Origin of the sequence: Ramlibacter sp. AN1015 (genome assembly GCF_037726105.1) — a bacterium.
Classification (GTDB): Bacteria; Pseudomonadota; Gammaproteobacteria; order Burkholderiales; family Burkholderiaceae_C; genus Ramlibacter.
Genome location: NZ_JBBJUM010000017.1, coordinates 17,423 through 39,395 on the forward strand (window position 1 = coordinate 17,423; position 21,973 = coordinate 39,395).

General features: G+C 68.9%; 22 protein-coding genes and 1 pseudogene. 12 read left to right on the top strand and 11 right to left on the bottom strand.

The window, feature by feature from the left end:
* Positions 1–3 precede the first annotated feature (3 nt).
* From WG922_RS19970 to WG922_RS19980, 3 genes are all read right to left on the bottom strand, one after another.
* Positions 4–591, bottom strand: coding sequence for a peroxidase-related enzyme (locus WG922_RS19970; RefSeq protein ID WP_340284714.1), 588 nt, complete (start codon positions 589–591; stop codon positions 4–6).
* An 84-nt stretch (positions 592–675) separates the two neighbouring features.
* Positions 676–2,916, bottom strand: coding sequence for an alpha,alpha-trehalose-phosphate synthase (UDP-forming) (locus tag WG922_RS19975; RefSeq protein ID WP_340284716.1), 2,241 nt, complete (start codon positions 2,914–2,916; stop codon positions 676–678).
* Between the two features lie 88 nt (positions 2,917–3,004).
* A complete protein-coding gene (locus WG922_RS19980; RefSeq protein ID WP_340284718.1) occupies positions 3,005–3,550 on the bottom strand; it encodes a PAS and helix-turn-helix domain-containing protein in 546 nt (181 codons plus the stop codon).
* Positions 3,551–3,655: 105 nt separating this feature from the next.
* Here WG922_RS19980 and WG922_RS19985 point away from each other — a divergent pair, with 105 nt between their 5' ends.
* The 3 genes from WG922_RS19985 (at position 3,656) to WG922_RS19995 (ending at position 5,479) form a co-directional block, all read left to right on the top strand.
* Positions 3,656–4,357: a CoA transferase subunit A gene (locus tag WG922_RS19985; RefSeq protein WP_340284719.1), complete on the top strand. Its 702-nt coding sequence runs from the start codon at positions 3,656–3,658 to the stop codon at positions 4,355–4,357.
* A 12-nt stretch (positions 4,358–4,369) separates the two neighbouring features.
* A complete protein-coding gene (locus tag WG922_RS19990) occupies positions 4,370–5,011 on the top strand; it encodes a CoA transferase subunit B (protein ID WP_340284721.1) in 642 nt (213 codons plus the stop codon).
* Positions 5,012–5,101: 90 nt separating this feature from the next.
* Entirely contained in the window at positions 5,102–5,479 is a 378-nt protein-coding gene (locus tag WG922_RS19995) for a hypothetical protein (protein WP_340284723.1), read from the top strand.
* Positions 5,480–5,561: 82 nt separating this feature from the next.
* Here WG922_RS19995 and aroQ read toward each other — a convergent pair whose 3' ends face one another.
* From aroQ to WG922_RS20030, 7 genes are all read right to left on the bottom strand, one after another.
* Positions 5,562–6,005 (bottom strand): type II 3-dehydroquinate dehydratase, encoded by a 444-nt coding sequence (gene aroQ, locus WG922_RS20000; RefSeq protein WP_340284724.1) that lies wholly within the window; start codon positions 6,003–6,005, stop codon positions 5,562–5,564.
* A 182-nt stretch (positions 6,006–6,187) separates the two neighbouring features.
* A complete protein-coding gene (locus WG922_RS20005) occupies positions 6,188–6,790 on the bottom strand; it encodes a biliverdin-producing heme oxygenase (RefSeq protein ID WP_340284726.1) in 603 nt (200 codons plus the stop codon).
* A gap of 71 nt (positions 6,791–6,861) precedes the next feature.
* A complete protein-coding gene (locus WG922_RS20010; protein WP_340284728.1) occupies positions 6,862–7,434 on the bottom strand; it encodes a hemerythrin domain-containing protein in 573 nt (190 codons plus the stop codon).
* Positions 7,435–7,551: 117 nt separating this feature from the next.
* Positions 7,552–8,094, bottom strand: coding sequence for a lactoylglutathione lyase (gloA, locus tag WG922_RS20015; RefSeq protein ID WP_340284729.1), 543 nt, complete (start codon positions 8,092–8,094; stop codon positions 7,552–7,554).
* Between the two features lie 207 nt (positions 8,095–8,301).
* Complete coding sequence (locus WG922_RS20020; RefSeq protein ID WP_340284731.1) at positions 8,302–8,832, bottom strand: Mpo1 family 2-hydroxy fatty acid dioxygenase; 531 nt, start codon at positions 8,830–8,832, stop codon at positions 8,302–8,304.
* A gap of 31 nt (positions 8,833–8,863) precedes the next feature.
* Complete coding sequence (locus WG922_RS20025) at positions 8,864–9,730, bottom strand: ferritin-like domain-containing protein (RefSeq protein WP_340284734.1); 867 nt, start codon at positions 9,728–9,730, stop codon at positions 8,864–8,866.
* A complete protein-coding gene (locus tag WG922_RS20030; protein WP_340284735.1) occupies positions 9,730–10,989 on the bottom strand; it encodes an EAL and HDOD domain-containing protein in 1,260 nt (419 codons plus the stop codon). The genes WG922_RS20025 and WG922_RS20030 overlap by 1 nt, the downstream gene beginning before the upstream one ends.
* Positions 10,990–11,090: 101 nt before the next feature.
* Here WG922_RS20030 and WG922_RS20035 point away from each other — a divergent pair, with 101 nt between their 5' ends.
* Positions 11,091–11,615 carry a gamma carbonic anhydrase family protein gene (locus WG922_RS20035; protein ID WP_340284736.1) on the top strand — a complete coding sequence of 175 codons (525 nt, stop codon included), beginning with the start codon at positions 11,091–11,093 and terminating at the stop codon, positions 11,613–11,615.
* A gap of 9 nt (positions 11,616–11,624) precedes the next feature.
* Positions 11,625–12,602 (top strand): Hsp33 family molecular chaperone HslO, encoded by a 978-nt coding sequence (hslO, locus tag WG922_RS20040; RefSeq protein ID WP_340284737.1) that lies wholly within the window; start codon positions 11,625–11,627, stop codon positions 12,600–12,602.
* A gap of 81 nt (positions 12,603–12,683) precedes the next feature.
* Here the strand turns inward: hslO and WG922_RS20045 are convergent, their stop codons facing one another.
* On the bottom strand, positions 12,684–13,319 hold the full coding sequence (locus WG922_RS20045) for a GntR family transcriptional regulator (protein ID WP_340284739.1): 636 nt from the start codon (positions 13,317–13,319) through the stop codon (positions 12,684–12,686).
* 124 nt (positions 13,320–13,443) lie between these two features.
* Between WG922_RS20045 and scpA the strand changes: the two genes are divergently transcribed.
* The 7 genes and pseudogenes from scpA to WG922_RS20080 all read left to right on the top strand — a co-directional run bounded on the left by scpA (position 13,444) and on the right by WG922_RS20080 (position 21,849).
* Positions 13,444–15,603 (top strand): methylmalonyl-CoA mutase, encoded by a 2,160-nt coding sequence (scpA, locus tag WG922_RS20050; RefSeq protein ID WP_340284741.1) that lies wholly within the window; start codon positions 13,444–13,446, stop codon positions 15,601–15,603.
* Between the two features lie 94 nt (positions 15,604–15,697).
* Positions 15,698–16,663, top strand: coding sequence for a methylmalonyl Co-A mutase-associated GTPase MeaB (gene meaB / locus WG922_RS20055; protein ID WP_445322864.1), 966 nt, complete (start codon positions 15,698–15,700; stop codon positions 16,661–16,663).
* Positions 16,664–16,681: 18 nt separating this feature from the next.
* Complete coding sequence (locus WG922_RS20060) at positions 16,682–18,214, top strand: acyl-CoA carboxylase subunit beta (protein ID WP_340284743.1); 1,533 nt, start codon at positions 16,682–16,684, stop codon at positions 18,212–18,214.
* A gap of 17 nt (positions 18,215–18,231) precedes the next feature.
* On the top strand, positions 18,232–20,280 hold the full coding sequence (locus tag WG922_RS20065) for an acetyl/propionyl/methylcrotonyl-CoA carboxylase subunit alpha (protein ID WP_340284746.1): 2,049 nt from the start codon (positions 18,232–18,234) through the stop codon (positions 20,278–20,280).
* Positions 20,281–20,291: 11 nt separating this feature from the next.
* Positions 20,292–20,570, top strand: coding sequence for a cupin domain-containing protein (locus WG922_RS20070; RefSeq protein WP_340284748.1), 279 nt, complete (start codon positions 20,292–20,294; stop codon positions 20,568–20,570).
* Positions 20,567–21,031: pseudogene (locus WG922_RS20075) on the top strand (VOC family protein); the annotation flags it as partial. The gene WG922_RS20070 and the pseudogene WG922_RS20075, both read left to right, overlap by 4 nt.
* A gap of 518 nt (positions 21,032–21,549) precedes the next feature.
* Positions 21,550–21,849: a hypothetical protein gene (locus WG922_RS20080; RefSeq protein ID WP_340284751.1), complete on the top strand. Its 300-nt coding sequence runs from the start codon at positions 21,550–21,552 to the stop codon at positions 21,847–21,849.
* Positions 21,850–21,973 lie beyond the last annotated feature (124 nt).

Genomic DNA, 21,973 nt, shown 5'->3' on the forward strand with positions numbered 1-21,973 from the left:
GCCTCAAGCCCCCTTCTTCTTCTCGCAGGGTACCCGACCGAGCAGGTAGAACTCCGGATTGGGCTGCATGTTCGAGAAGCTGGCCATGCGGTTCGACAGCCCGAAGAAGGCCGTGATGGCGGCGATGTCCCAGGCGTCTTCGTCGCTGAAGCCATGCGCGTGCAGCGCATCGAAGTCGGCGTCTTCGATTTCGTGCGAGCGCAGGCACACCTTCATCGCGAAGTCGAGCATGGCGCGCTGGCGCGGCGTGATGTCGGCCTTGCGGTAGTTCACGGCCACCTGGTCGGCCACCAGCGGCTTCTTCTCGTAGATGCGCAGGATGGCGCCGTGCGCCACCACGCAGTAGAGGCACTGGTTGGCCGCGCTGGTGGCGGTGACGATCATCTCGCGGTCGCCCTTGGTGAGGCTGCCGTCCTCCTTGAGCATGAGCGCATCGTGGTAGGCGAAGAAGGCGCGCCATTCGGCCGGGCGCCGCGCCAGGGCGAGGAACACCTGCGGCACGAAGCCGGATTTGTCCTGCACCTCCAGGATGCGCTCGCGCATGTCCTGAGGCAGGTCCGTCAGTTCGGGGGCGGGATAGCGGTGGGGCAAGGCGGTCTCCTGGGTGTGGCGGGTGCGTCGAGGTTAGCGCCACACGGGACTGCGGCGGCGGCTGCCGCCGGCGGCTCCCGCACGTCACACCTGGTGGCGCTCCACGCGCGCCTGGATGCGGTCGCGCAGGCGCAGCCGGGCGGCGTCGGTCAGCATGCGGCCGGCCCAGCGGTAGACGTTGAACTCCTGCACGGTGGTGCGCAGGCTGGCCATGCGCTCGCGCTGCTCCGGCTCGGGCATGGTGAGCGCCCGGTGCATGGCATCGGCGGTTTCCTCGACGTGGTAGGGGTTCACGACAAGCGCCTCGCGCAGCTCGCGGGCGGCGCCGGCGAAGCGGCTGAGGATCAGCACGCCGCGCTCGTCGTCGCGGGCCGCGACGAACTCCTTGCACACCAGGTTCATGCCGTCGTGCAGGCTGGTGACGGCGCAGAGGTCCGAGGCGCGGAACAGCTCGTTCACGGCGTCGTGCTCGTGGTGGCTGGCCAGCAGCATCACAGGCTCGTACCCCGGCTGGCCGAAGCGGCGGTTGATGCGCTGCGTAACGCGCTGGATGCGTTCCTGGAAGGACTGGTATTCCTCCAGGTCGCTGCGCGTGGGCGCGGCCACCTGCACGAACACGAACTTGCCGCGCCATTCTGGGTATTTCTCCAGCAGGCGCTCCACCGCATGGAATCGCTCCAGGATGCCCTTGGTGTAGTCGAAGCGGTCGATGCCCAGGCCGATGCGGGTGCCCGCGGGAAGATTCAGGCGGCGCATCACGTTCTCGCGGCACTGCGCCACCGGCGGCCACGCGGCCACGGTGCCTTCGGTGGGCCATTCGATGGAGATCGGGTAGTTCTCTACCAGCGACTCGATGCCGCCGAAGGTGATGGTGGAGTGTTCGGGCTCGATGCGCGCCTCGAGCAGGCGGTCCACCGTTTCCATGAAGTTCTTGCAGTGGAAGCGCGTGTGGAAGCCCAGGATGGTGCTGCCCAGCATGCCCTGCAGGATCTCGCGGCGCCACGGACAGATGCTGAAGGATTCCGGGTTGGGCCAGGGGATGTGCCAGAAGGTGAGGATGGTGGCGCGCGGCAGCCGCTCGCGGATCATGGCCGGCAGCAGCGCGAAGTGGTAGTCCTGCACCAGCACCACGGGATCTTCGCCGCGCGCCTCGGCCACCACGGCGTCGGCGAAGCGCTGGTTGACGGCCTTGTATTGCAGCCAGTCGGACTCGCGGAACACCGGCCGCACGTGCGCGACGTGGCACAGCGGCCAGAGCCCCTCGTTGGCGAAACCGTAGTAGTAGCCGCGCTCTTCTTCTTCGGTGAGCCAGATGCGGCGCAGCTGGTAGTCGGGGTTCTCGGGTGGCACGCCGACCCGGTCGTGGGCATCGACGGTGGCGCGGTCGGCCGAGCCGCCGCCGTGGGCGATCCAGGTGCCCGAGCAGGCCCGCATCACCGGCTCGACGGCCGTCACAAGCCCGCTCGCCGGGCGGCGGACCACGATGCCGGTGGGTGTCTCGTCGTGGATGTAGGGCTCGCGGTTGGACACCACGATCACCTGGTCGCCGCGAAGCTGCGTCTGCAGCAGGCTGCGCAGGCGCTCGGGGTTCCACAATGCGTCCTGTCCCTGGGCGCGCCGGAACTCGTCCTCCAGGTCGCGCAGGCGCGCGCGCAGGTCGCGCGCCAAGGGCTCCAGCTCGGGGGCCGGGAGGGGGCCCCCTGGCGGCAACACCAGCCCCTCGCCACGCAGCAGTGCGCGGGCACCGGTCATCCAGCCGCGCCAGCTCATCTGGGCTACCGCCACCGTGATCAGGGCGACGACCAGCCCCAGCACGCCCATGAAGCCGAGCAGGTAGCGCTGGGTGTCCTGGCTGCGCAGCTCGGCATAACTCACGTCGTGCATCAACGCGAGCGACACCCGCTGCCCGCTCTCGAGTGTGATCGGATGCATGCCGATGTGGACCGGCCCCCCCGCAACCTGTATGCGCGGGTCGGGCCGCGCGGCCACCTGCTCGGCGTCGCGGCAGTTGATGCTGGCCGGAAAACCGGAGCTGCGGCGCAGCGGCTCGCGGTCCTGGCCGCACAGCGCGATCGCCACCAGGCGCTCGTCCTTGGTGGCGCGCTCGAACAGCGCCTGCAGGCGCGCCGCGGGCCGGCGTTCGGTGAACGCGTCGTTGACGCTGTCGGTCAGTGCAGTGGCGATGGCCGCGCCACGCATGTTGAGGTCGCGCGTGAACCAGCGGGTCGTGAGCTGGTCGAGCAGGTTGGAGGCCAGGTAGGCGGCCCCCGCCAGCGCGAGGAGAAGGGGCAGGAGAAAGCGGAGCTGGAGCCGGAGGGTCTTCATCAAGAAGGCGCGTTCCCGGGAGGAAGCGCTGGGTTGCGGACTTTCGGGCGGCCGATTATGCGGGCGGCCGGGGAGGGCCGTGAAAAACTCACACTCCGGCCATGAGCTTGTGCACCAGGTCGGCCGTGGTGCTGGCCTTGTACTTGCGCATGAGCCGGGCGCGGTAGATCTCGACCGTGCGGTGGCTGATCGCGAGTGTCTTGCCGATCTCCTTGGAGGTCATGCCGTCGAGCAGGCGGGCCGCCACTTCGCGCTCGCGTGCCGTGAGCTCGGCCTTGACGGGTCGCTGCGCGCTCAGGTCCTCGAACGCCCAGATGCCGGCTTCGTGCGGCGCGGCGCGGTTGAGCGCGCGCCCCGTCACGTGGCACCAGAAGGTCTCGCCGGTGGAGCGCATCATGATGCGGTCGTCGGCGTAGTGCCCGCGGGCGTTCAGGATCGGAGCCATGCGCGCGCCCAGGCGCTCGTATTCGTCGGCGCTGGGGTAGAGCACCTGGAACGATTCGCCGATGAGCGCCTGTCGGGTGCTGGCGAACATCTCGCACAGCTGCTGGTTGCAATCGACGATGCGCCGGTTGCGCGACAGGCACAGCCCGACCGGCGCGAGATCGAAGGCGGTGCGGTAATCGACGTCCATGGGGCTGCTCTCTAGGGGATACTACGTAGCGGAATACGTAGTATCGTAGCGCCTCACTTCCCCGGCGCGCCGGCGCCAGCGGTTTTCCTTCAGGAGACATTGCTCGTGAACAAGATCTTCCCCAGTGCCGCGCAGGCGCTCGAAGGCATCGTGCGCGACGGCCAGCTGCTGGCCGTCGGCGGCTTCGGACTCTGCGGCATCCCCGAGGCGCTGATCGATGCCCTGCGCGACAGCGGCGTCAAGGACCTCACCGTCATCTCCAACAACGCCGGCGTCGATGACTTCGGGCTCGGCAAGCTTCTCACCACGCGCCAGATCCGCAAGATGATCTCCAGCTATGTCGGCGAGAACAAGGAGTTCGAGCGGCAATACCTGGCCGGCGAGCTCGAGCTCGAGTTCACGCCGCAGGGCACGCTTGCCGAGAAGCTGCGCGCCGGTGGCGCGGGCATCCCGGCGTTCTTCACCAAAACCGGCGTGGGCACCCTGGTCGCGCAGGGCAAGGAGCTGCGCGAATTCGACGGCGAGACCTACGTGATGGAGCGCTCGCTGGTGCCCGATGTGTCGCTGGTGAAGGCCCATGTGGCGGACCGCTCGGGCAACCTGCGCTTCAACCTCACCGCGCGCAATTTCAACCCCGCCGCGGCTACTGCGGGCAAGGTCTGCATCGTCGAGGTCGAGCGGATCGTCGAGACCGGTGAGATTGCTCCCGACGACGTGCACCTGCCGGGCATCTACGTCCACCGCATCGTGCACAACCCCCATCCCGAGAAGCGCATCGAGAAGCGCACCACCCGCCCCGGCAACTGAGGAGACCGACACATGCCCTGGACCCAAGACCAGATGGCCGCGCGCGCGGCGCAGGAACTCGAGGACGGCTTCTACGTGAACCTCGGCATCGGCATCCCGACCCTGGTGGCGAACCATGTGCCGTCGGACAAGGAGGTATGGCTGCAGTCGGAGAACGGGATGCTGGGCATCGGCCCCTTTCCTGCCGAGAACGAGATCGATCCCGACCTGATCAACGCGGGCAAGCAGACCGTCACCACCATCGTCGGATCGTCGATCTTCGGCAGCGACCAGTCCTTCGCCATGATCCGCGGCGGCAAGATCAACCTGTCGATCCTTGGCGCCATGCAGGTGAGCGAAAAGGGTGACCTCGCCAACTGGATGATTCCCGGCAAGATGGTCAAGGGGATGGGCGGCGCCATGGACCTGGTGGCCGGCGTCAAGCGCGTCATCGTGCTGATGGAGCACGTGGCGCGCAAGAAGGACGGCACCGAGGACCTCAAGATCCTGCCCGAGTGCACCCTCCCGCTGACCGGCGTCGGCGTGGTCGATCGGATCATCACGGACCTCGCCATCATGGATGTGACGCCCGAGGGGCTGAAGGTGGTCGAGCTGGCGCCCGACGTGAGCTTCGAGGCGCTGCAGGCCAAGACCGGGGTCACGCTGCGCCGCTGACCTTTGCTTGCACGACTCACCGGCCGCAACAAATGGCCGGTGCGTTTCATTCCAAGATGGGCTTGCCGCAATCTGTTCGGGAGGCCCCTCATGGTGTTCAAATCAGCCCTGCTGGCACTCGGCTGCCTGGCGTCGCTCCAGGCTGGCGCGCAGTGCTACACGGTGTACGACGATTCCAACCGCGTGCTCTATCACGCCCGCGAGTCGCCGGTCGATATGAGCAAGCCGCTGCACGAGACGGTGCCCGGCCTCTTCCCAGGCGGTCAGCTGGTTTTCGACAACTTCAGCTCCTGCGACAACCTGCGTCCGCTCACGCCGCCGGTGGCAGCCGCACCCGACACTGCCCGCATGGGCGGACCGCCGGCTGCCCGGCCCGAACGGGTGATCACCGAGATGCGCAATCCGCCACTGCGTGTGATTCGCGAAGGTGAGCGCCTGACCATCGAGCAGCTGGGCGCGGCGCACTGAGCGAGCTCACGCGGCGTCGCGAGTTGGACGTGTCCTTGCAGAGGCAGCGCGAGCTCCGGGCTGGCAGCGCTGCGGCAGGTGCTCAGAAACCAGTTAGCGCGGCCAGCGCGATCGCGTAGCCGCGCACGCCGAAGCCCGCCATCACGGCCCGTGCCACGGGCGAGATGTAGCTGTGGTGGCGAAAGCTCTCGCGCGCATGCACGTTGCTGATGTGCAGTTCGATCACCAGTGCGCCGGAGCCTTTTATGGCGTCGTGCAGAGCGATGCTGGTGTGGGTGTAGGCGCCTGCGTTCAGCACCACGCCGGCGCTGCGGCCCTCGGCCTGCGCGCGCCCTGCTTCATGCACCCAGGAGACGAGTTCGCCTTCGTGGTTGGTTTGGCGGAAATCCAGCGTCAGGCCGTGCTCCGCACACGCGGTGCGGCACAGCGCCTCCACATCGGCGAGCGTCTGCGCGCCGTACACCTGCGGCTCGCGGGTGCCGAGCAGGTTGAGATTGGGGCCGTTGAAGACGTAGGCGGTGTTCATGCAGTCTGGCGCTGGTGGAAATCGCCGCAAGCCTAGCAGAGCACGGCTGCCCCGCAGGGGGGCCGAAGCCGGGGCGCGGCGTGGCGTGGCGGCGCCCTGTAGATCCCGACATGAATAGCCTGATGCGATTGCCTGCGGCAGGCGAGAGAGGGGGCGAAGAGAACGCTTCGTGCAAGCGCCGTTCAGGCCAGTGCGTCCGCGCGTGCGCGGAACTGGCGTATCAGTGCGCCGAAGGTCTGGCGCGCGCCGCGGCAGGCTGCCTCCACCTCGGCGGGTTGCTGCACCTGCGCCTCGAACTGCTCGCAGAAAGCGCGCCAGAGTGGCCCGGTGCGGGCTCCGCGGCCAGCGAAGTAGCGCGCGCCCGTGGTTTCCGTGAGTTGCAGGTGGTCGCGCAGCGTGCGGGCGATCACCTGGCCGCCCAGCGCGGAGCCTTCCAGCACGTAGAGCGACCCGAGCGCCGCGGCCGGCGAATCGAGCTCGATCTCGGGCGACGCGGCCGGGGCGCAGCGGGCGGCGCCCAGAACCTGCAGGTCGTCGCGGGCCCAGGCGCCGCGCCGGTGGGCTTCGAACCAGGGCTGCATGGATGGCGGCAGGGCGGTGGACACCCGCGGCTCCCAGTCGGCGAGGAAGGCATCGAACACCTGCAGCACACCGCACACCCGTGGCAGGGTGGTGAGCAGGTCGAGGCGAAGCAGGGATTCGATGTCTGCGTGCAGGACGGCGGTGGCCTGCTTGAGGTGCCGGGTGGCCGCGAGCGGCACCCCCGGCTGGTCATGAGAACGCATAGGGGCGCGATTGTAGGCAGCGATCCGCGAGCCGGTCGCATGCCCACAGGGCAGGGCGCCGGCCGCCCGGTTCAGGGACGCACCGGCAGTACCCGGGAGAACTCGGCCACGTATCGCTGCGCCAGCCTTGCGTTTTCCTCGGGGCCCAGGCGCCGCTGCAGCTCCGGAAAGAGCCGCTGCTCCTCGTCCTGGCGCGTGTGCCGCTGCATCATCCCGCGCAGCCGCGTGGCGGGTTCTCGCCAGTTGGCGTTCTGCTGGTTCAGGCCCACGGCGAGTTCCACCTGCGCCTTCTGCATCTTCATGTGCGCTTCGTCCATGTAGAGCTTTTCGGCCTCCTGCATCATCCCTATGCGCGCGAGCGCGGGATAGATGAGGTTCTCCTCGGCCATCGAGTGGGCCGTCTGCAACTGGTCGAGGGTGCGCACGTGCAGCGCCACCTGCTCGAACGAGCGCTCGTTGGGCGAGAGCAGCTCCTCGAAGCTGCGGTCGATGAGGTCGTGGTGCTGGCGGATCTGCGCCAGCCAGTCGCGCGGAGCGAAGCCGGTGGTCTGGCCCCACGCGGCCTTCAGCGGCAACAGGGTGGACACGGAGGCAGCCAGCCCGATCGCGAGGCCGCGCCGCCGTGCGTAGTTCGGCAGGTTCATGTCGAAATGCTCCTGAGGTTTGGCTTCCAGCGTGCCTCCCGCGTCCTCGTGCGCATGTAGGTGCGTTCGCGTTTCGGTCGCAGGCACGCATCCTTGACCGACCGGGCGGTGCACCCCTCAGCGACGGCCCAGGTCGCCCAGCAGGTCCGCCTGCACGATCTCGATCCAGTAGCCGTCCGGGTCCTTGATGAAGGCGACGTCCTTGAGCTTGCCCTGGTCCGGGCGCTTGACGAACTCGACGCCCTGCTCGTCGAACCAGCGCACCGCGTCCTGCAGATGCGGAACCGAAAAGCAGATGTGGCCGAAGCCCTGCGGCTGCGCGTTGCCGTCGTGATAGCGGAGGTCGGGATCATCCTCGCTACCCCAGTTGTGCGTGAGCTCCAGGATGCCTTCCTGATGGAAGGTCCAGACCGTGCGCTCGCCCTCGTCCTGGGGCACCGCCGAGCTGCTGTCCTGCAGGCGCGCGAGGAAGTACAGCGAGAACTTCATCTCCGGAAAGTCGAGCTTTCGCAGCACGCGCATGCCGAGGACGTGCGTGTAGAACGCGAGCGAGGTGCTCGGGTTCTTCACCCGCAGCATCGTGTGGTTCAGGCGATAGCCCCGGGTCGCCTGCGGCACCTCGGCGCTGACGCCTGCGTGTTGTTCGGTGAACACTGCCATGTGGAAATCCGTTCGGTTGCGGGTGGTGTCTCAGCCGCGCCCGCGAGCCGCTGCGCCGGAAGCGCGGCGGGATGCGTCGGTGAACTGGCGCCCCGGAGGGACGCCCCCAAGATACGGACGCGACGCGGCGGCTTTATGTAGGCCGGCGGCTATTGCGCCTACCGCTGCCGCCTGACCCGCAGCTCGGGTCGACGCATCCGAAGAACTTCAGGCGCCCGTAGCCGCGCCGGGACGCCCGCCGCGGGTCGGACCCGCGCGCAGTTCGATGGCGACGCGCAGTTCGTCGCGCAGCCCCAGCAGAAACAGGATCTCTGCCGCGACGAACAGCGGACCGATCAGGAGCCCGGCCAAGTCGTCCACAAAGGCGGGCTTGCGGCCTTCCCAGGCATGGCCCACGAACTGGAACACCCAGCCCACGACAAAGCTGCCGGTGCCCAGCGTGAGCCAGGCGGCGGTGGACAGGGATGCCGCCCATGCCCCAATCCAGGTGATAAGCGCCAGAAAAGCGGCCATGAGCAGGCCAAGCCGCAGGTCGAGCAAGACGTAGAAGACGGCCGCCGCGGCCACCACCGCAAGCAGGGGGCTGGCCGACAAGCCCGCGAACTGCAGCGTCGGTCGCGACAGCAGCACGGCGATGCCCAGCATGATCAGCGGGATGCCGACGAAGTGGGTGGCGATGTTGCGGCGGTCGCGGTGGTAGGCCGCGTACTGGACCAGTTGGTCTTCGAGCGTTTTCATGGCGGTGGGCTCCGCGTGGCACACGCGGCGATCATCCACCCGCGAGCCTGCTTTTTCCAGCCCCGGCGGGCGCAGCCGTCTCGCCGAGCTCTCCGGCCAGCCATGCGAGCTCCTGCTCGGAGAAGCCGGCCCGCCGCCGCGCTGCGGTGTTGAACGGCGGATGCAGCCGCGGCGCGGCATGCCGCTCGACCAGCACGGGGTAGTGCGCAACCGGGTCCAGTCCTTCGCGCCGGCACAGCCAGCCATACCAGTGGTTGCCGATGGCCACGTGGCCCACCTCGTCGCGCAGGATGACCTCCAGGATGTCCACCGCGCGCAGGGCGTCCGGTGAGCCCACCTGGCGCAGCTTGTCCTGGATCTGCGGGGTGGCGTCCAGGCCGCGCGCCTCGAGCGTGCGCGGCACCAGCGCCATGCGCGCCACGATGTCTCCGGCGGTCTTCTCGCACATGGCCCACAGGCCGTCGTGGGCCGCGAAGTCGCCGTACGCGTGGCCCAGCGTCGCGAGGTGCGCCTGCAGCAAGCCGAAGTGCTGCGCCTCCTCGGCCGCGACCCGCAGCCAGTCCTCGTGGAAGGCGCGCGGCATGCCCTCGAAGCGCCAGGCCGCGTCGAGCGCCAGGTTGATGGCGTTGAATTCGATGTGCGCGATGGCGTGCAGCAGGGCCGCGAGCCCCTGCGGGCGGGCCGGCGAGCGGCGCGGCACCCTGGCCGGATGCACCAGCTCGGGCCGGGCCGGCCGGCCCGGCAGCGGGGCCGGCGGCACCGGCGCACGCGCGGCGATCGGCAGCGCGGCGGCACGCGCGTGCAGCGCGCTCGCCAGCGCCACCTTCTCGGCGGGATCGCACGCGAGCAGCGCCTGGAGCGCGCAGTGCCGCAGCTCGGAGGGCTCCGCCGCCGGCATCAAGCGAGCAGGTCCTCGGCCCAGGCGAGCGCCTGCAGGTGCGCCATGTTCACCTGGTGGTTCGACAACGAAAGGGCGTTTGCCGCCCGCGCGAAACCCTCTTCGTCGCCGACTTCGCAGGCCTCGGTGAGATCGAGGAAAGGCGCCAGCATGCCGCGCCGGTGCAGCAGCGCTTCGATGATTGCGTCCGGCAGCAGCAGCCCTTCGAGGGCGCGATCCAGCGCGACGCCGGTCATGGCGTCGAGCAGCGAGAACACGCCGGCGACGAACGCGTTGTCGCACTCGTCGCGCGGCAGCATCTCGGAGGCGAGCAACTCCATCAGCCGGCCCCGGATCACGGCGGTCTGGCCGACCGCCGGTGAGGCCCCGTCCCTGGCCGTCGCCATCAGCAGGCAGGCCCATCGCAGCAGCTTCTTCATGCCCAGCATCATCACGGCGTGCCGGAACGAGGTCACTTCGACCATCAGCCCCACGCCGGGCGAGTTGAGGTAGCGCAGCAGGTTGAACGACAGGGCGGGGTCGCGCTTGAGGACTCCCTCGATCTCGACGGGGCTGGCCTCCCGTCGCAGCAGCCCCACGAGTTCGAGCACGACGGCCTGGCTGGGGCGCACGCCATGGCTCCTGAGCGCGAGCGGCCGGCAATACCAGGACCCCTGGAACAGCTCCAGCCCGAGGTCTGCAGCGTAGCGCTGCTGTTGCAGCGTCTCGATGCCGCAGGCGATCAGGCGCAGGCCCGGGCGTGCGCGCGCGGTTTTCAGAAGCGCCGGCAACTGTGCGGCGGGCACCCTGGAAAAATCGATCTTGAGGAAGGACGCATGCTCGAGGCAGCCTTGCAGCGGCGAGGCGAGCGCCTCGGGCGAGAAGGCGATCCGGAAGCCGCGTTGGCGCAGCCCCCGCAGCGACTCGGCGGCTGCAGCGACGGCGGCGGCCGCGACCCCGGTGGGCAGCGTGATCTCGAGCACGACGCGCGCAGGATCGACCAGGTCGAGGTGGCCGCTGGACACGGTGGCGGGATGGCACGGCACCATGAGAGCGCGGCGTTCGGCGGTCGCGTGGTGGTCGGCCAGCGACAGGGCTTGCACCAGCATCTCGGCGTCACGCGCAGGCCCCGGGGCCATGCCGCTGCGATCGATCAGCTCGTAGCCGAAGATGGTCTTGCGACGGTCGAGGATGGGGGCCCGGGCTACGGCGACGCCGCCGGTCGGCTCGTCGGGGAAAACGGGGGGTTCGGGAGTGGGTCGTGCCTGGGAGGACTGCATGGATGCTCGCGCGTAAGCCGTGGATTCTAGGTACCCGGCGCCGTCCCCTCGAGCCAAACGACCTCCCTACAATGCCTCTTTTCGCCCCTTCGGAATCCGCCATGGCCCTCTATGAACTCGACGGCAAGTCCCCCCAACTCGGCACCGGCGCATGGGTGGCCGACAGTGCCGAGGTCATCGGCGATGTGGTGCTCGCGGAGCACGCCAACGTCTGGTTCGGGGCTGTCCTGCGCGGCGACACCGAGACCATCCGCGTGGGGCGCAACAGCAACGTGCAAGACCTTTCGGTGCTGCATGCGGACCACGGCAAGCCGCTGGTCATCGGCGACAACGTCACCATCGGGCACCAGGTGATGGTCCACGGCTGCACCATCGGCGACAACAGCCTCATCGGCATCGGCGCGGTGGTGCTCAATGGAGCCCGGATCGGCCGCAACTGCATCGTCGGCGCCGGCAGCGTCGTCACAGAAGGCAAGGAATTCCCCGACAACTCGCTCATCATCGGCAGCCCTGCCCGGGTGGTGCGCACGCTCGACGACGCGGCCGCACGCAAGCTGGCCGAAAGCGCAGAGCATTACGTAGCAAACGCCCGCCGGTTCGCGCGCGGCCTCAAGAAGATCGCCTGAGGTTCTCTCTTGAACGAGCTCCACAAGTTCCTGTTCGACGGCCTGCCGGTGCGCGGCATGATCGTGCGGCTGACCGACGCCTGGACGGAGGTGCTGCACCGCCGCGAGGCCAACACGGCCACCGGGCCCTGGGCTCCGCCGGTCGCCGAGCTGATCGGCGAGATGGCGGCGGCCGGGGCGCTGATGCAGTCCAACATCAAGTTCAACGGGGCGCTGGTCCTGCAGATCTTCGGCGACGGGCCGGTGAAGGTGGCCGTGGCCGAGGTGCAGCACGACCTGTCCTTCCGCGCCACCGCCAAGGTGGTCGGCGACGTGCCCGCCGACGCCCGCCTGTCCCATCTGGTCAACCAGCACAACCATGGACGCTGCGCCATCACGCTCGATCCACGCGACAAGTTCCCCGGCCAGCAGCCCTACCAGGGCGTGGTGCCGCTGCACGGAGACCGCCGCGAAAAGATCGAGCGGCTCTCGGACGTGCTGGAGCACTACATGCTCCAGTCCGAGCAGCTCGACACCCGGCTCGTACTGGCCGCCGACGCCAAGGTCGCCGCCGGCCTGCTGATCCAGCGCCTGCCGCTGGAGGGGGAGGGGAACCTCGCCGGCAGCCTGGTGAGCAAGGCGAACGAAGACGAGATCGGCTTGAACGAGCACTTCAACCGCATCGCCACCCTGGCTGCCAGCCTCACCCGGCAGGAACTGCTGGAGCTCGACGTCGAGACCATCCTGCGGCGCCTCTTCTGGGAGGAGCAGCTGCTGCGCTTTCCGCCGCAGACCCCGCGCTTCGATTGCACCTGCAGCCGCGAGCGCGTGGCCGGCATGATCCGCGGCCTGGGTCGTGCCGAGGCCGACAGCATCCTCGCCGAGCGCGGAGACATCGAGGTCGGCTGTGACTTCTGCGGCCGCCAGTACCGCTTCGACGCCGTCGATGCGGCCCAGCTGTTCGCGCCCCCGGGCGACCAGCCGCCGGTGACTTCGGTGGTGCAGTAGGCGGGCAGCTCGGCTACTTGCCGACCCGCGCCGCCGTCTCAGCGGCTGCGACCGAGCTCCCCGCGGTCCCTGGCAAACGGTTCAACCGGCCGCTTCCAGCCCGTTGCGGAAATGCTCCTGCATGCGCTGGGTCGCCGCCGCGGCGTCCCTGCGCACCAGGGCCTGCATCAGCCCCTCGTGTTCTGCCAGGGACTCTTCCACCCGGCCGCGCTTGAGCAGCGAGTTGTGGCGGTGCAGCTTCATGAGCTTGCGCAGGTCGGCCACCAACTGGTTGCGCCAGCGATTGCCCGCGATCTCCAGCAGGCGCATGTGGAAGCGCTCGTTGACGGCAAAGAAGCGCTCGCGCCGCTTGCTCGCCGCCGCCAGCTCGGCATGGATGACCTGCAGCTCGTGCAGCGCTTCGTCGCTCGCGTGCCGTGCGACGTCGCCGGCGGCGTCGCTTTCGAGTAGTGCGAGCAGGTGGTAGACCTCGGCCAGGTCGCGCTCGGACACCTCGGTGACATAGGCGCCGCGGCGCACCTTCATGGTCACCAGGCCCTCGGCGGCCAGCACCTTCAGCGCCTCGCGCAGGGGCGTGCGGCTGATGCCGTACTCCTGGGCAAGCTTGATCTCGTCGATCCAGCTGCCCGGCTCGAGCTCGCGCAGGAAGATGCGCTGGCGGATGCGCTCGGCCACCTCTTCGTAGAGGGCACGCGGAGCGAGTGGAACTGCGGACATGCGGGTTACCGGAGGTGGCCTGGAGTTGGGGGCGGAGCAGTCGGAGGCGGGTGACGAACAGCGGCTTCGCAGGGTTTCGTAATTATGAATGCAGTAGACTGCCACGATTCTTCCGAGACGCCCGATGAGCCACGATCCCGAATTCCGACCGGCCAGCCTCGACGACTGGGCACGCGCCGCCGCCAAGTCCGCCCCGGGCGGTGATCTCGCCGCCCTGGACTGGGTCACGCCCGACGGCATCACCGTCAAGCCGCTCTACACCGCCGCCGACCTGCAGGGCCTCGCACACACCGACACCCTGCCGGGCTTCGAGCCCTACCTGCGCGGCCCGCAGGCCACCATGTACGCGGTGCGGCCCTGGACGATCCGGCAGTACGCCGGCTTTTCCACCGCCGAGGAGAGCAACGCCTTCTACCGCCGGGCGCTCGCGGCGGGAGGGCAGGGGGTGTCGGTCGCCTTCGACCTCGCCACCCACCGCGGCTACGACAGCGACCATCCGCGCGTCACGGGTGACGTGGGCAAGGCCGGTGTCGCGATCGACAGCGTCGAGGACATGAAGATCCTGTTCGACGGCATCCCGCTGGACAAGGTGTCGGTGTCCATGACCATGAACGGCGCGGTGCTGCCCGTGCTGGCCGGCTACATCGTCGCGGCCGAGGAGCAGGGCATCGCGCAGGAGCAGCTGTCGGGGACCATCCAGAACGACATCCTCAAGGAGTTCATGGTCCGCAACACCTACATCTACCCGCCCGAGCCGAGCATGCGGATCATCGGCGACATCATCGAGTACACGGCGCAGCACATGCCGAAGTTCAACTCGATCTCGATTTCCGGCTACCACATGCAGGAAGCGGGCGCCAACCAGGCGCTGGAGCTCGCCTTCACCCTCGCCGACGGCAAGGAGTACGTCAAGACCGCGCTCGCCAAGGGGCTCGACGTGGACGGCTTCGCGGGGCGCCTGTCGTTCTTCTGGGCAGTGGGGATGAACTTCTACCTCGAGATTGCCAAGATGCGGGCGGCGCGGCTGCTGTGGTGCCGCATCATGAAAAGCTTCGGCGCGAAGAGCCCCAAGAGCCTGATGCTGCGCACGCACTCGCAGACCTCCGGCTGGTCCCTGACCGAGCAGGACCCGTACAACAACATCGTGCGCACCACCATCGAGGCCATGGCCGCGGTGTTCGGCGGCACGCAGTCGCTGCACACGAACAGCTTCGACGAAGCCATCGCGCTGCCGACCGAGTTCTCCTCGCGCATCGCCCGCAACACGCAGCTGATCATCCAGGAGGAGACCCACATCCCTGACGTGATCGACCCCTGGGCCGGCAGCTACATGATGGAGAAGCTCACCCAGGACATGGCCGATGCGGCCTGGGCGATCATCGAAGAGGTCGAGGCCATGGGCGGGATGACCCGGGCCGTCGATTCGGGCTGGGCCAAGCTCAAGATCGAAGCCGCCGCCGCCGAGAAGCAGGCCCGCATCGACGCCGGCCGCGACGTGATCGTCGGCGTCAACAAGTACCGCCTGGCCAAGGAAGATCCGGTGGACATCCTCGAGGTGGACAACGTGATGGTGCGCGAGCAGCAGGTCGCCCGGCTGCGCTCGGTGCGGGAGCGCCGCGACGCGGCCCGTGTGGATCGGGCGCTCGCCGCACTCACCGAGGCCGCTGCGCGCGGCGAAGGCAACCTGCTCGCCGCCAGCGTCGAGGCGATCCGCGCACGCGCAACGGTGGGCGAAGTCTCCGATGCGCTCGAAAAAGTATTCGGGCGCCACCGCGCCGATGCCCAGAAGGTGACCGGTGTGTACGCAGCCGCCTACGACAGTGCCGAAGGCTGGGGCAAGCTCCAGCAGGAAATTGCGCAGTTCGCGCAGGAGCAGGGCCGCCGGCCCCGCGTGATGATCGCCAAGCTCGGGCAGGACGGGCACGACCGGGGCGCCAAGGTCGTGGCGACCGCGTTCGCAGACCTGGGCTTCGACGTCGATATGGGACCGCTGTTCCAGACGCCCGAGGAGTGTGCCCGGCAGGCCATCGAGAACGACGTGCACGCCGTGGGTATCTCGACGCTCGCCGCCGGCCACAAGACGCTGGTGCCGGCCATCATCCAGGAGCTGCGGCGCCAGGGAGCCGACGACATCGTGGTGTTCGTGGGGGGCGTCATTCCGCGCCAGGACTACGACTTTCTCTACGAGGCGGGCGTCAAGGGCATCTACGGTCCGGGCACGCCGATTCCCGCCAGCGCCAAGGACGTGCTGGAGCAGATCCGCAAGGCGCATTCCCCCTCCTGAGCGCCGCCTGCCCGACGTCGTGAGCACTTCCGCCGCTTCCGCCACCCTGGAGCACGCCTTGCTGGACGCATCCGGCCCGGGGCAGCGCCGCGCCATGGCCAAGGCGATCACCCTGCTCGAATCCACGCGCGCGGACCACCGCGAGCGCGCCGACCAGCTGCTCACAGCGCTGCTGCCGCACACCGGGCGATCGTTTCGCCTTGGCATCAGCGGCGTGCCGGGCGTCGGCAAGAGCACCTTCATCGAGGCCCTGGGGCTGTACCTCATCGAACGCGGCCACCGCGTCGCGGTGCTGGCGGTGGACCCGTCCAGCAGCATCTCGGGCGGCTCCATCCTCGGTGACAAGACGCGCATGGAGCGCCTGTCGGTACACGAGCGCGCCTTCATCCGCCCCAGCCCCTCGGGCGGCACGCTCGGCGGGGTCGCCGAGAAGACGCGCGAGGCCATGCTGGTGTGCGAGGCGGCGGGGCACGACGTCGTGATCGTCGAGACGGTGGGCGTCGGCCAGAGCGAGACGGCCGTGGCTGGCATGACCGACCTGTTCGTGCTGATGCAACTGCCCAACGCGGGCGACGACCTGCAGGCCATCAAGAAGGGTGTGATGGAACTGGCCGACCTCGTGTTGATCAACAAGGCCGATCTCGACCCCGACGCCGCCACCCGCGCGCAGGCGCAGATCACCAGCGCCATGCGGCTGTTCACGCAGCACGGCCGCAGCGCCGATCCGCACACCGACGCACACGGCGGCGGCGGCGGTGCGCCGTTGGAGCGCGTGCTGCAGCTGAGCGCGCTGCGCTCCACCGGCATCGACGCGTTCTGGCAGGCGGTCAGCCGCCTGCGGCAGGCACGCGAGGCGTCCGGCGCGCTGCACGCCCGCCGCAGGCGGCAGGCATTGGCGTGGATGTGGGAGCGCATCGAAGCGGGCCTGCGCCAGGAGTTCCACCAGCACCCCGCGGTGAAGGGCCTGTTGCCCGCGCTCGCCGCGGATGTCGAAGCCGGCCGGGTGCCGGCCTCCACGGCCGCACGCCAGCTGCTCGGCGCCCGGCGCGAAACCCCCTAGGCACCACCACCAGGAACCATGCAAGACATCCTCGAACAACTGGAGAAGAAACGCGCCGCCGCCCGCCTGGGCGGTGGCGACAAGCGCATCGACGCGCAGCACCGCAAGGGCAAGCTCACGGCGCGCGAACGCCTGGAGCTGCTGCTGGACGAGGGCACGTTCGAGGAATGGGACATGTTCGTCGAGCACCGCTGCACCGACTTCGGCATGGCCGACCAGAAGGTGCCGGGCGACGGCGTGGTCACCGGCTATGGAATGATCAACGGCCGCCTGGTGTTCGTCTTCAGCCAGGACTTCACCGTCTTCGGCGGTGCCCTGAGCGAGGCGCATGCCGAGAAGATCTGCAAGGTGATGGATCAGGCGATGAAGGTCGGCGCGCCGGTGATTGGACTCAACGATTCGGGGGGCGCGCGCATCCAGGAAGGCGTGGCGTCGCTCGGCGGCTACGCCGACGTGTTCCAGCGCAACGTGCTGGCCTCGGGCGTGGTGCCGCAGATCAGCATGATCATGGGCCCCTGCGCCGGTGGCGCCGTGTACTCGCCCGCCATGACCGACTTCATCTTCATGGTGCGCGACAGCTCCTACATGTTCGTGACCGGGCCGGAGGTGGTGAAGACGGTCACCCACGAGGAAGTCACCGCCGAGGAGCTCGGTGGCGCGACCACCCACACCACCCGCAGCGGCGTGGCCGACCTGGCTTTCGACAACGACGTCGAGGCGCTGCTGATGCTGCGCCGCCTCTACAACTACCTGCCGCTGAACAACCGCGAGAAGCCGCCGATCCGCCCGAGCAACGATCCGGTCGATCGTCTCGACCATTCGCTCGACACGCTGGTGCCGGACAACCCCAACAAGCCCTACGACATGAAGGAGCTGATCGTCAAGACGGTGGACGACGGCGACTTCTTCGAGCTGCAACCCGACTTCGCCAAGAACATCGTCATCGGCTTCGCCCGGATGGAGGGCCAGACGGTGGGCATCGTGGCCAACCAGCCGCTGGTGCTGGCGGGCTGCCTGGACATCAAGAGCAGCACCAAGGCGGCGCGCTTCGTGCGCTTCTGCGACGCGTTCAACATCCCGGTGCTGACCTTCGTCGATGTGCCTGGCTTCATGCCGGGCACCAGCCAGGAATACGGCGGCATCATCAAGCACGGCGCCAAGCTGCTCTACGCGTATGCCGAGTGCACGGTGCCCAAGATCACGGTGATCACGCGCAAGGCCTATGGCGGAGCCTACGACGTGATGAGCTCCAAGCACCTGCGCGGCGACGTGAACTTCGCGTGGCCCAACGCCGAGATCGCGGTGATGGGCGCCAAGGGCGCCGTGGAGATCATCTTCCGCGAGGACAAGGGCGACCCCGCGAAGATCGCCGCCCGCGAGGCCGAATACAAGGCGCGCTTCGCCAACCCGTTCGTGGCGGGCGCGCGCGGCTTCATCGACGACGTGATCCTGCCGCACGAGACGCGCAAGCGCATCTGCCGCTCGCTGGTGATGCTGCGCGACAAGAAGCTCGAGAACCCGTGGCGCAAGCACGGCAACATCCCGTTGTGAGCGCGAGGAGCCAAGCAATGTTCGACAAGATCCTGATCGCCAACCGCGGCGAGATCGCCTGCCGCGTGATCAAGACCGCGCGCAAGATGGGCATCAAGACGGTGGCCGTGTACTCCGACGCAGACCGCGACGCGCGCCATGTGCGGCTCGCCGACGAGGCCGTTCACATCGGCCCCGCGCCCAGCCGCGAGAGCTACCTGCGCGGCGACCGCATCATCGCCGCGTGCAAGCAGACCGGCGCCCAGGCGGTGCACCCCGGCTACGGCTTTCTTTCGGAGAACGAGGATTTCGCCCGCCGGGTCGAGGAGGAGGGCATCGTCTTCATCGGCCCCAAGCACCACTCGATCGCGGCCATGGGCGACAAGATCGCCTCCAAGAAGCTGGCCACCGAAGCCGGCGTGAACACCATCCCGGGCTGGAACGACGCGATCGAGTCCGCCACGCGCGCGGTCGAGATCGCCCGGGACATCGGCTACCCCGTGATGATCAAGGCCAGCGCCGGCGGCGGCGGCAAGGGCCTGCGCGTCGCGTGGAACGACAAGGAGGCGCTCGAAGGGTTCGAGTCCTGCCGCAACGAGGCGCGCAACAGCTTCGGCGACGACCGCGTCTTCATCGAGAAGTTCGTCGAGGAGCCGCGCCACATCGAAATCCAGGTGCTGGGCGACGCCCACGGCAACGTGATCTTCCTGCACGAGCGCGAGTGCTCGATCCAGCGGCGCCACCAGAAGGTGATCGAGGAGGCGCCGTCGCCCTTCATCAGCGAAGCGACGCGCAAGGCGATGGGCGAGCAGGCCGTCGCCCTGGCCCGCGCCGTGCAGTACCAGAGCGCGGGCACGGTGGAGTTCGTGGTCGGCAAGGACCAGGGCTTCTACTTCCTGGAGATGAACACGCGCCTGCAGGTGGAGCACCCGGTGACGGAGTGCATCACGGGGCTGGACCTGGTGGAGCTGATGATCCGTGTGGCCGCGGGGGAGAAGCTGCCGCTCGGGCAAGGCGACGTGCGGCGCGAGGGCTGGGCGATCGAATGCCGCATCAACGCCGAGGACCCGTTTCGCAGCTTCCTGCCGTCCACCGGCCGGCTGGTGAAGTTCCAGACGCCCAGGGAAACCATGTGGGCGGGCGACACGGCCCAGCGATTCGGCGTGCGGGTCGATACCGGCGTGGCCGAGGGCGGCGAGATCCCGATGTTCTACGACTCGATGATCGCCAAGCTGATCGTGCACGGCGCGGACCGCGACGACGCCATCGCGAAGATGCGCGAGGCGCTCAACGGGTTCGTGATACGCGGCATCTCGAGCAACGTTCCGTTCCAGGCGGCGCTGCTGGCGCACCCACGCTTCCAGGCGGGGCAGTTCAACACCGGGTTTATCGCCGAGCACTACGGGCAGGGCTTCCGCGCCGAGGATGTGAGCCATGCAGACCCTGACTTCCTGCTGGCCCTGGCCGCCTACGTGAATCGTCGGGCGCTGCAGCGTTCGGCGGGTATCACCGGGCAGTTGCGGGGCCACGAGTTCCGGGTGGCCGAGGAGTACGTCGTCGTCGAACTCGGCCGCGACGGCGCACACCGGCGCCACGCGGCGCGCGTCACCGACTTCCAGGCGCTCTCGGGCTCGAGCGTGGTCACCGTCGGCGAGCGTCGCTTCGAGATCTGCTCGCAGTGGCACCTGGGCGCCGCCCGGATCCGCGGCACGGTGGACGGCAGGCCGTTCACTGCGCAGGTCGAACGGGGTCTGCCGCGCAACCCGCTCGGCATCGCCGTCAGCCACGACGGCACGCGGCTGGAGGCCATGGTGCTGACGCCGCGCACGGCGCAGCTGCACGCGCTCATGCCCTACAAGGCGCCACCGGACATGAGCCGCTTCCTGCTGTCGCCCATGCCGGGCCTGCTGGTCGATGTGGCCGTGCAGCCCGGCCAAAGGGTGCAGGCCGGTGAGCGGCTCGCGGTAATCGAAGCCATGAAGATGGAGAACGTGCTGTTCGCCGTGGCCGATGGCGTGGTCGGCAAGCTGCTCGCCACCAAGGGCGAGTCGCTGGCGGTGGACCAGCCGATCCTTGAGTTCGAATGAAGAGGCCTGCCATGAGCCCTGAAGACTTCTGCGCACAGTTGCAGGCGCAACAGTTCGCTGCCCCCGTGCCCATCGAACGTGCCGCGGGGTATCGCCTGGACGAGCACACCCACCCCTTCGATGCCTTCGCGCTGGTGACGGACGGCGAGATCACCATCGAGGTGGCGGGGCAGCAGGCCCGCTACGGCTGCGGCGACACCTTCCGTCTCGCGGCCGGCACGCCGCACCGCGAGTGGGCCGGTGCGCAAGGCGTGCGCTACCTCGCCGGTCGCCGGGAGCCGGGCCGATGAGCCGTCCTTTCCGCGTCCTGGGCCTGCAGCAGATCGCCATCGGCGGCCCCCGCAAGGAGCCCTTGCGCCGCCTCTGGATCGATCTGCTCGGGCTGGAGCCCACGGGCACCTTCCGCAGCGAACGCGAGAACGTCGATGAGGACATCTGCGCGCTCGGCGCAGGCCCCTTCAAGGTGGAGGTCGATCTGATGGAGCCGATCGACGCCGACAAGAAGCCGGCCGTGCATGCCACGCCGCTGAACCACGTCGGGCTCTGGATAGATGACCTCCCAGCGGCCGTCGAATGGTTGTCGGCGCAGGGCGTGCGCTTCGCACCGGGAGGCATCCGGCGGGGGGCGGCTGGGTTCGACATCACTTTCATCCATCCCCGTGGCAGCGCCGACGCTCCGCTGTGCGGGGAAGGCGTCCTGATCGAACTCGTGCAGGCGCCGCCGGAGGTCGTGCGCGCCTTCACCGCGCTGGGGCAAGGCGGCGGCGCGGGGCCCGAGGGCGCCCCAGGCGCTGCTCATGAGCCTCAGGAGACAGGCGCCGCGGGCGGCAGGGCCTCCCTTATCGACGGACGATGAGACTGATCGGCGCGAGCGGCAGGAACGAAACAGCCGGCATCTGACGGGCCGGTGATCGAACGGCCGGGGCGGAACGGGCCCGCGGAGAACGGGGCGACGATCGACGGCGGGGCGAAGCGGCACGTGGACCACCGGCCCAAGCTGGTGTTCTTCAGCGGCCACATCGCCCGCCGCGACGGGAAGCCCTGACGCGGCCAACTGGGGCGCGACACCTCGGGACGCGCGTGCTGCGCTCGGGCGCCGGCGAAGCAGCCGCCGCCTACGCCCGTGGTCCTGCGCGAGACAGGAGCGCCCGATGGAGTCTGGCGTGCCGGTGCGCCGATTGGCGGGTGCGAGGGTCGGATTTTCCTTGCATGCCGCGCCGGGTGAGGCTTCCTATGCTGGCGCCAACGACTTCGCAAGGAGCCCCCCTCATGGCGCATCTACGACACCTCGCGACCCAGCCGCCCACCGTGCGCCCGCTGCCGGCCTCTCTTACCCGCCTGGGGTGCAGGCACGACAGCTGGAGCCAGGATGTGCTGGGCGACTTCAGCCTGCGCATGGCCAACCACGGCCTCAGCGTGAGCAGCAGCATGATGGGGCGCGACCCCGGCTATGCCCTCGAACAGTTGCGCCACGCACGCGGCCTCGAAGACGATGGACTGCGCCAGCTGGCCGAGGCGATGGTCCGGGATTTCGCGCGCCGTCAGACGGGGGTGAAGGCACTCGGCTGAGCATCGTGCCAAGGCAGGACGCCGGGATGCGGCGCAGGCCGGCGGGCGACCGTGCGTCGGGGGCGCGCCCGCATCCTGTAGGGCGCACACCGAAGTGGAACCTCAAGCGCGCGTCGCGGATGTT

Coding starts and splice junctions, on each gene's coding strand:
- WG922_RS19975 (WP_340284716.1), bottom strand. CDS start 2,916: ATGAAGACCCTCCGGCTCCAGCTCCGCTTTCTCCTGCCCCTTCTCCTC.
- WG922_RS19980 (WP_340284718.1), bottom strand. CDS start 3,550: ATGGACGTCGATTACCGCACCGCCTTCGATCTCGCGCCGGTCGGGCTG.
- WG922_RS19990 (WP_340284721.1), top strand. CDS start 4,370: ATGCCCTGGACCCAAGACCAGATGGCCGCGCGCGCGGCGCAGGAACTC.
- WG922_RS19995 (WP_340284723.1), top strand. CDS start 5,102: ATGGTGTTCAAATCAGCCCTGCTGGCACTCGGCTGCCTGGCGTCGCTC.
- aroQ (WP_340284724.1), bottom strand. CDS start 6,005: ATGAACACCGCCTACGTCTTCAACGGCCCCAATCTCAACCTGCTCGGC.
- WG922_RS20005 (WP_340284726.1), bottom strand. CDS start 6,790: ATGCGTTCTCATGACCAGCCGGGGGTGCCGCTCGCGGCCACCCGGCAC.
- WG922_RS20010 (WP_340284728.1), bottom strand. CDS start 7,434: ATGAACCTGCCGAACTACGCACGGCGGCGCGGCCTCGCGATCGGGCTG.
- gloA (WP_340284729.1), bottom strand. CDS start 8,094: ATGGCAGTGTTCACCGAACAACACGCAGGCGTCAGCGCCGAGGTGCCG.
- WG922_RS20020 (WP_340284731.1), bottom strand. CDS start 8,832: ATGAAAACGCTCGAAGACCAACTGGTCCAGTACGCGGCCTACCACCGC.
- WG922_RS20025 (WP_340284734.1), bottom strand. CDS start 9,730: ATGCCGGCGGCGGAGCCCTCCGAGCTGCGGCACTGCGCGCTCCAGGCG.
- WG922_RS20030 (WP_340284735.1), bottom strand. CDS start 10,989: ATGCAGTCCTCCCAGGCACGACCCACTCCCGAACCCCCCGTTTTCCCC.
- WG922_RS20035 (WP_340284736.1), top strand. CDS start 11,091: ATGGCCCTCTATGAACTCGACGGCAAGTCCCCCCAACTCGGCACCGGC.
- WG922_RS20045 (WP_340284739.1), bottom strand. CDS start 13,319: ATGTCCGCAGTTCCACTCGCTCCGCGTGCCCTCTACGAAGAGGTGGCC.
- scpA (WP_340284741.1), top strand. CDS start 13,444: ATGAGCCACGATCCCGAATTCCGACCGGCCAGCCTCGACGACTGGGCA.
- meaB (WP_445322864.1), top strand. CDS start 15,698: ATGGCCAAGGCGATCACCCTGCTCGAATCCACGCGCGCGGACCACCGC.
- WG922_RS20060 (WP_340284743.1), top strand. CDS start 16,682: ATGCAAGACATCCTCGAACAACTGGAGAAGAAACGCGCCGCCGCCCGC.
- WG922_RS20065 (WP_340284746.1), top strand. CDS start 18,232: ATGTTCGACAAGATCCTGATCGCCAACCGCGGCGAGATCGCCTGCCGC.
- WG922_RS20070 (WP_340284748.1), top strand. CDS start 20,292: ATGAGCCCTGAAGACTTCTGCGCACAGTTGCAGGCGCAACAGTTCGCT.
- WG922_RS20080 (WP_340284751.1), top strand. CDS start 21,550: ATGGCGCATCTACGACACCTCGCGACCCAGCCGCCCACCGTGCGCCCG.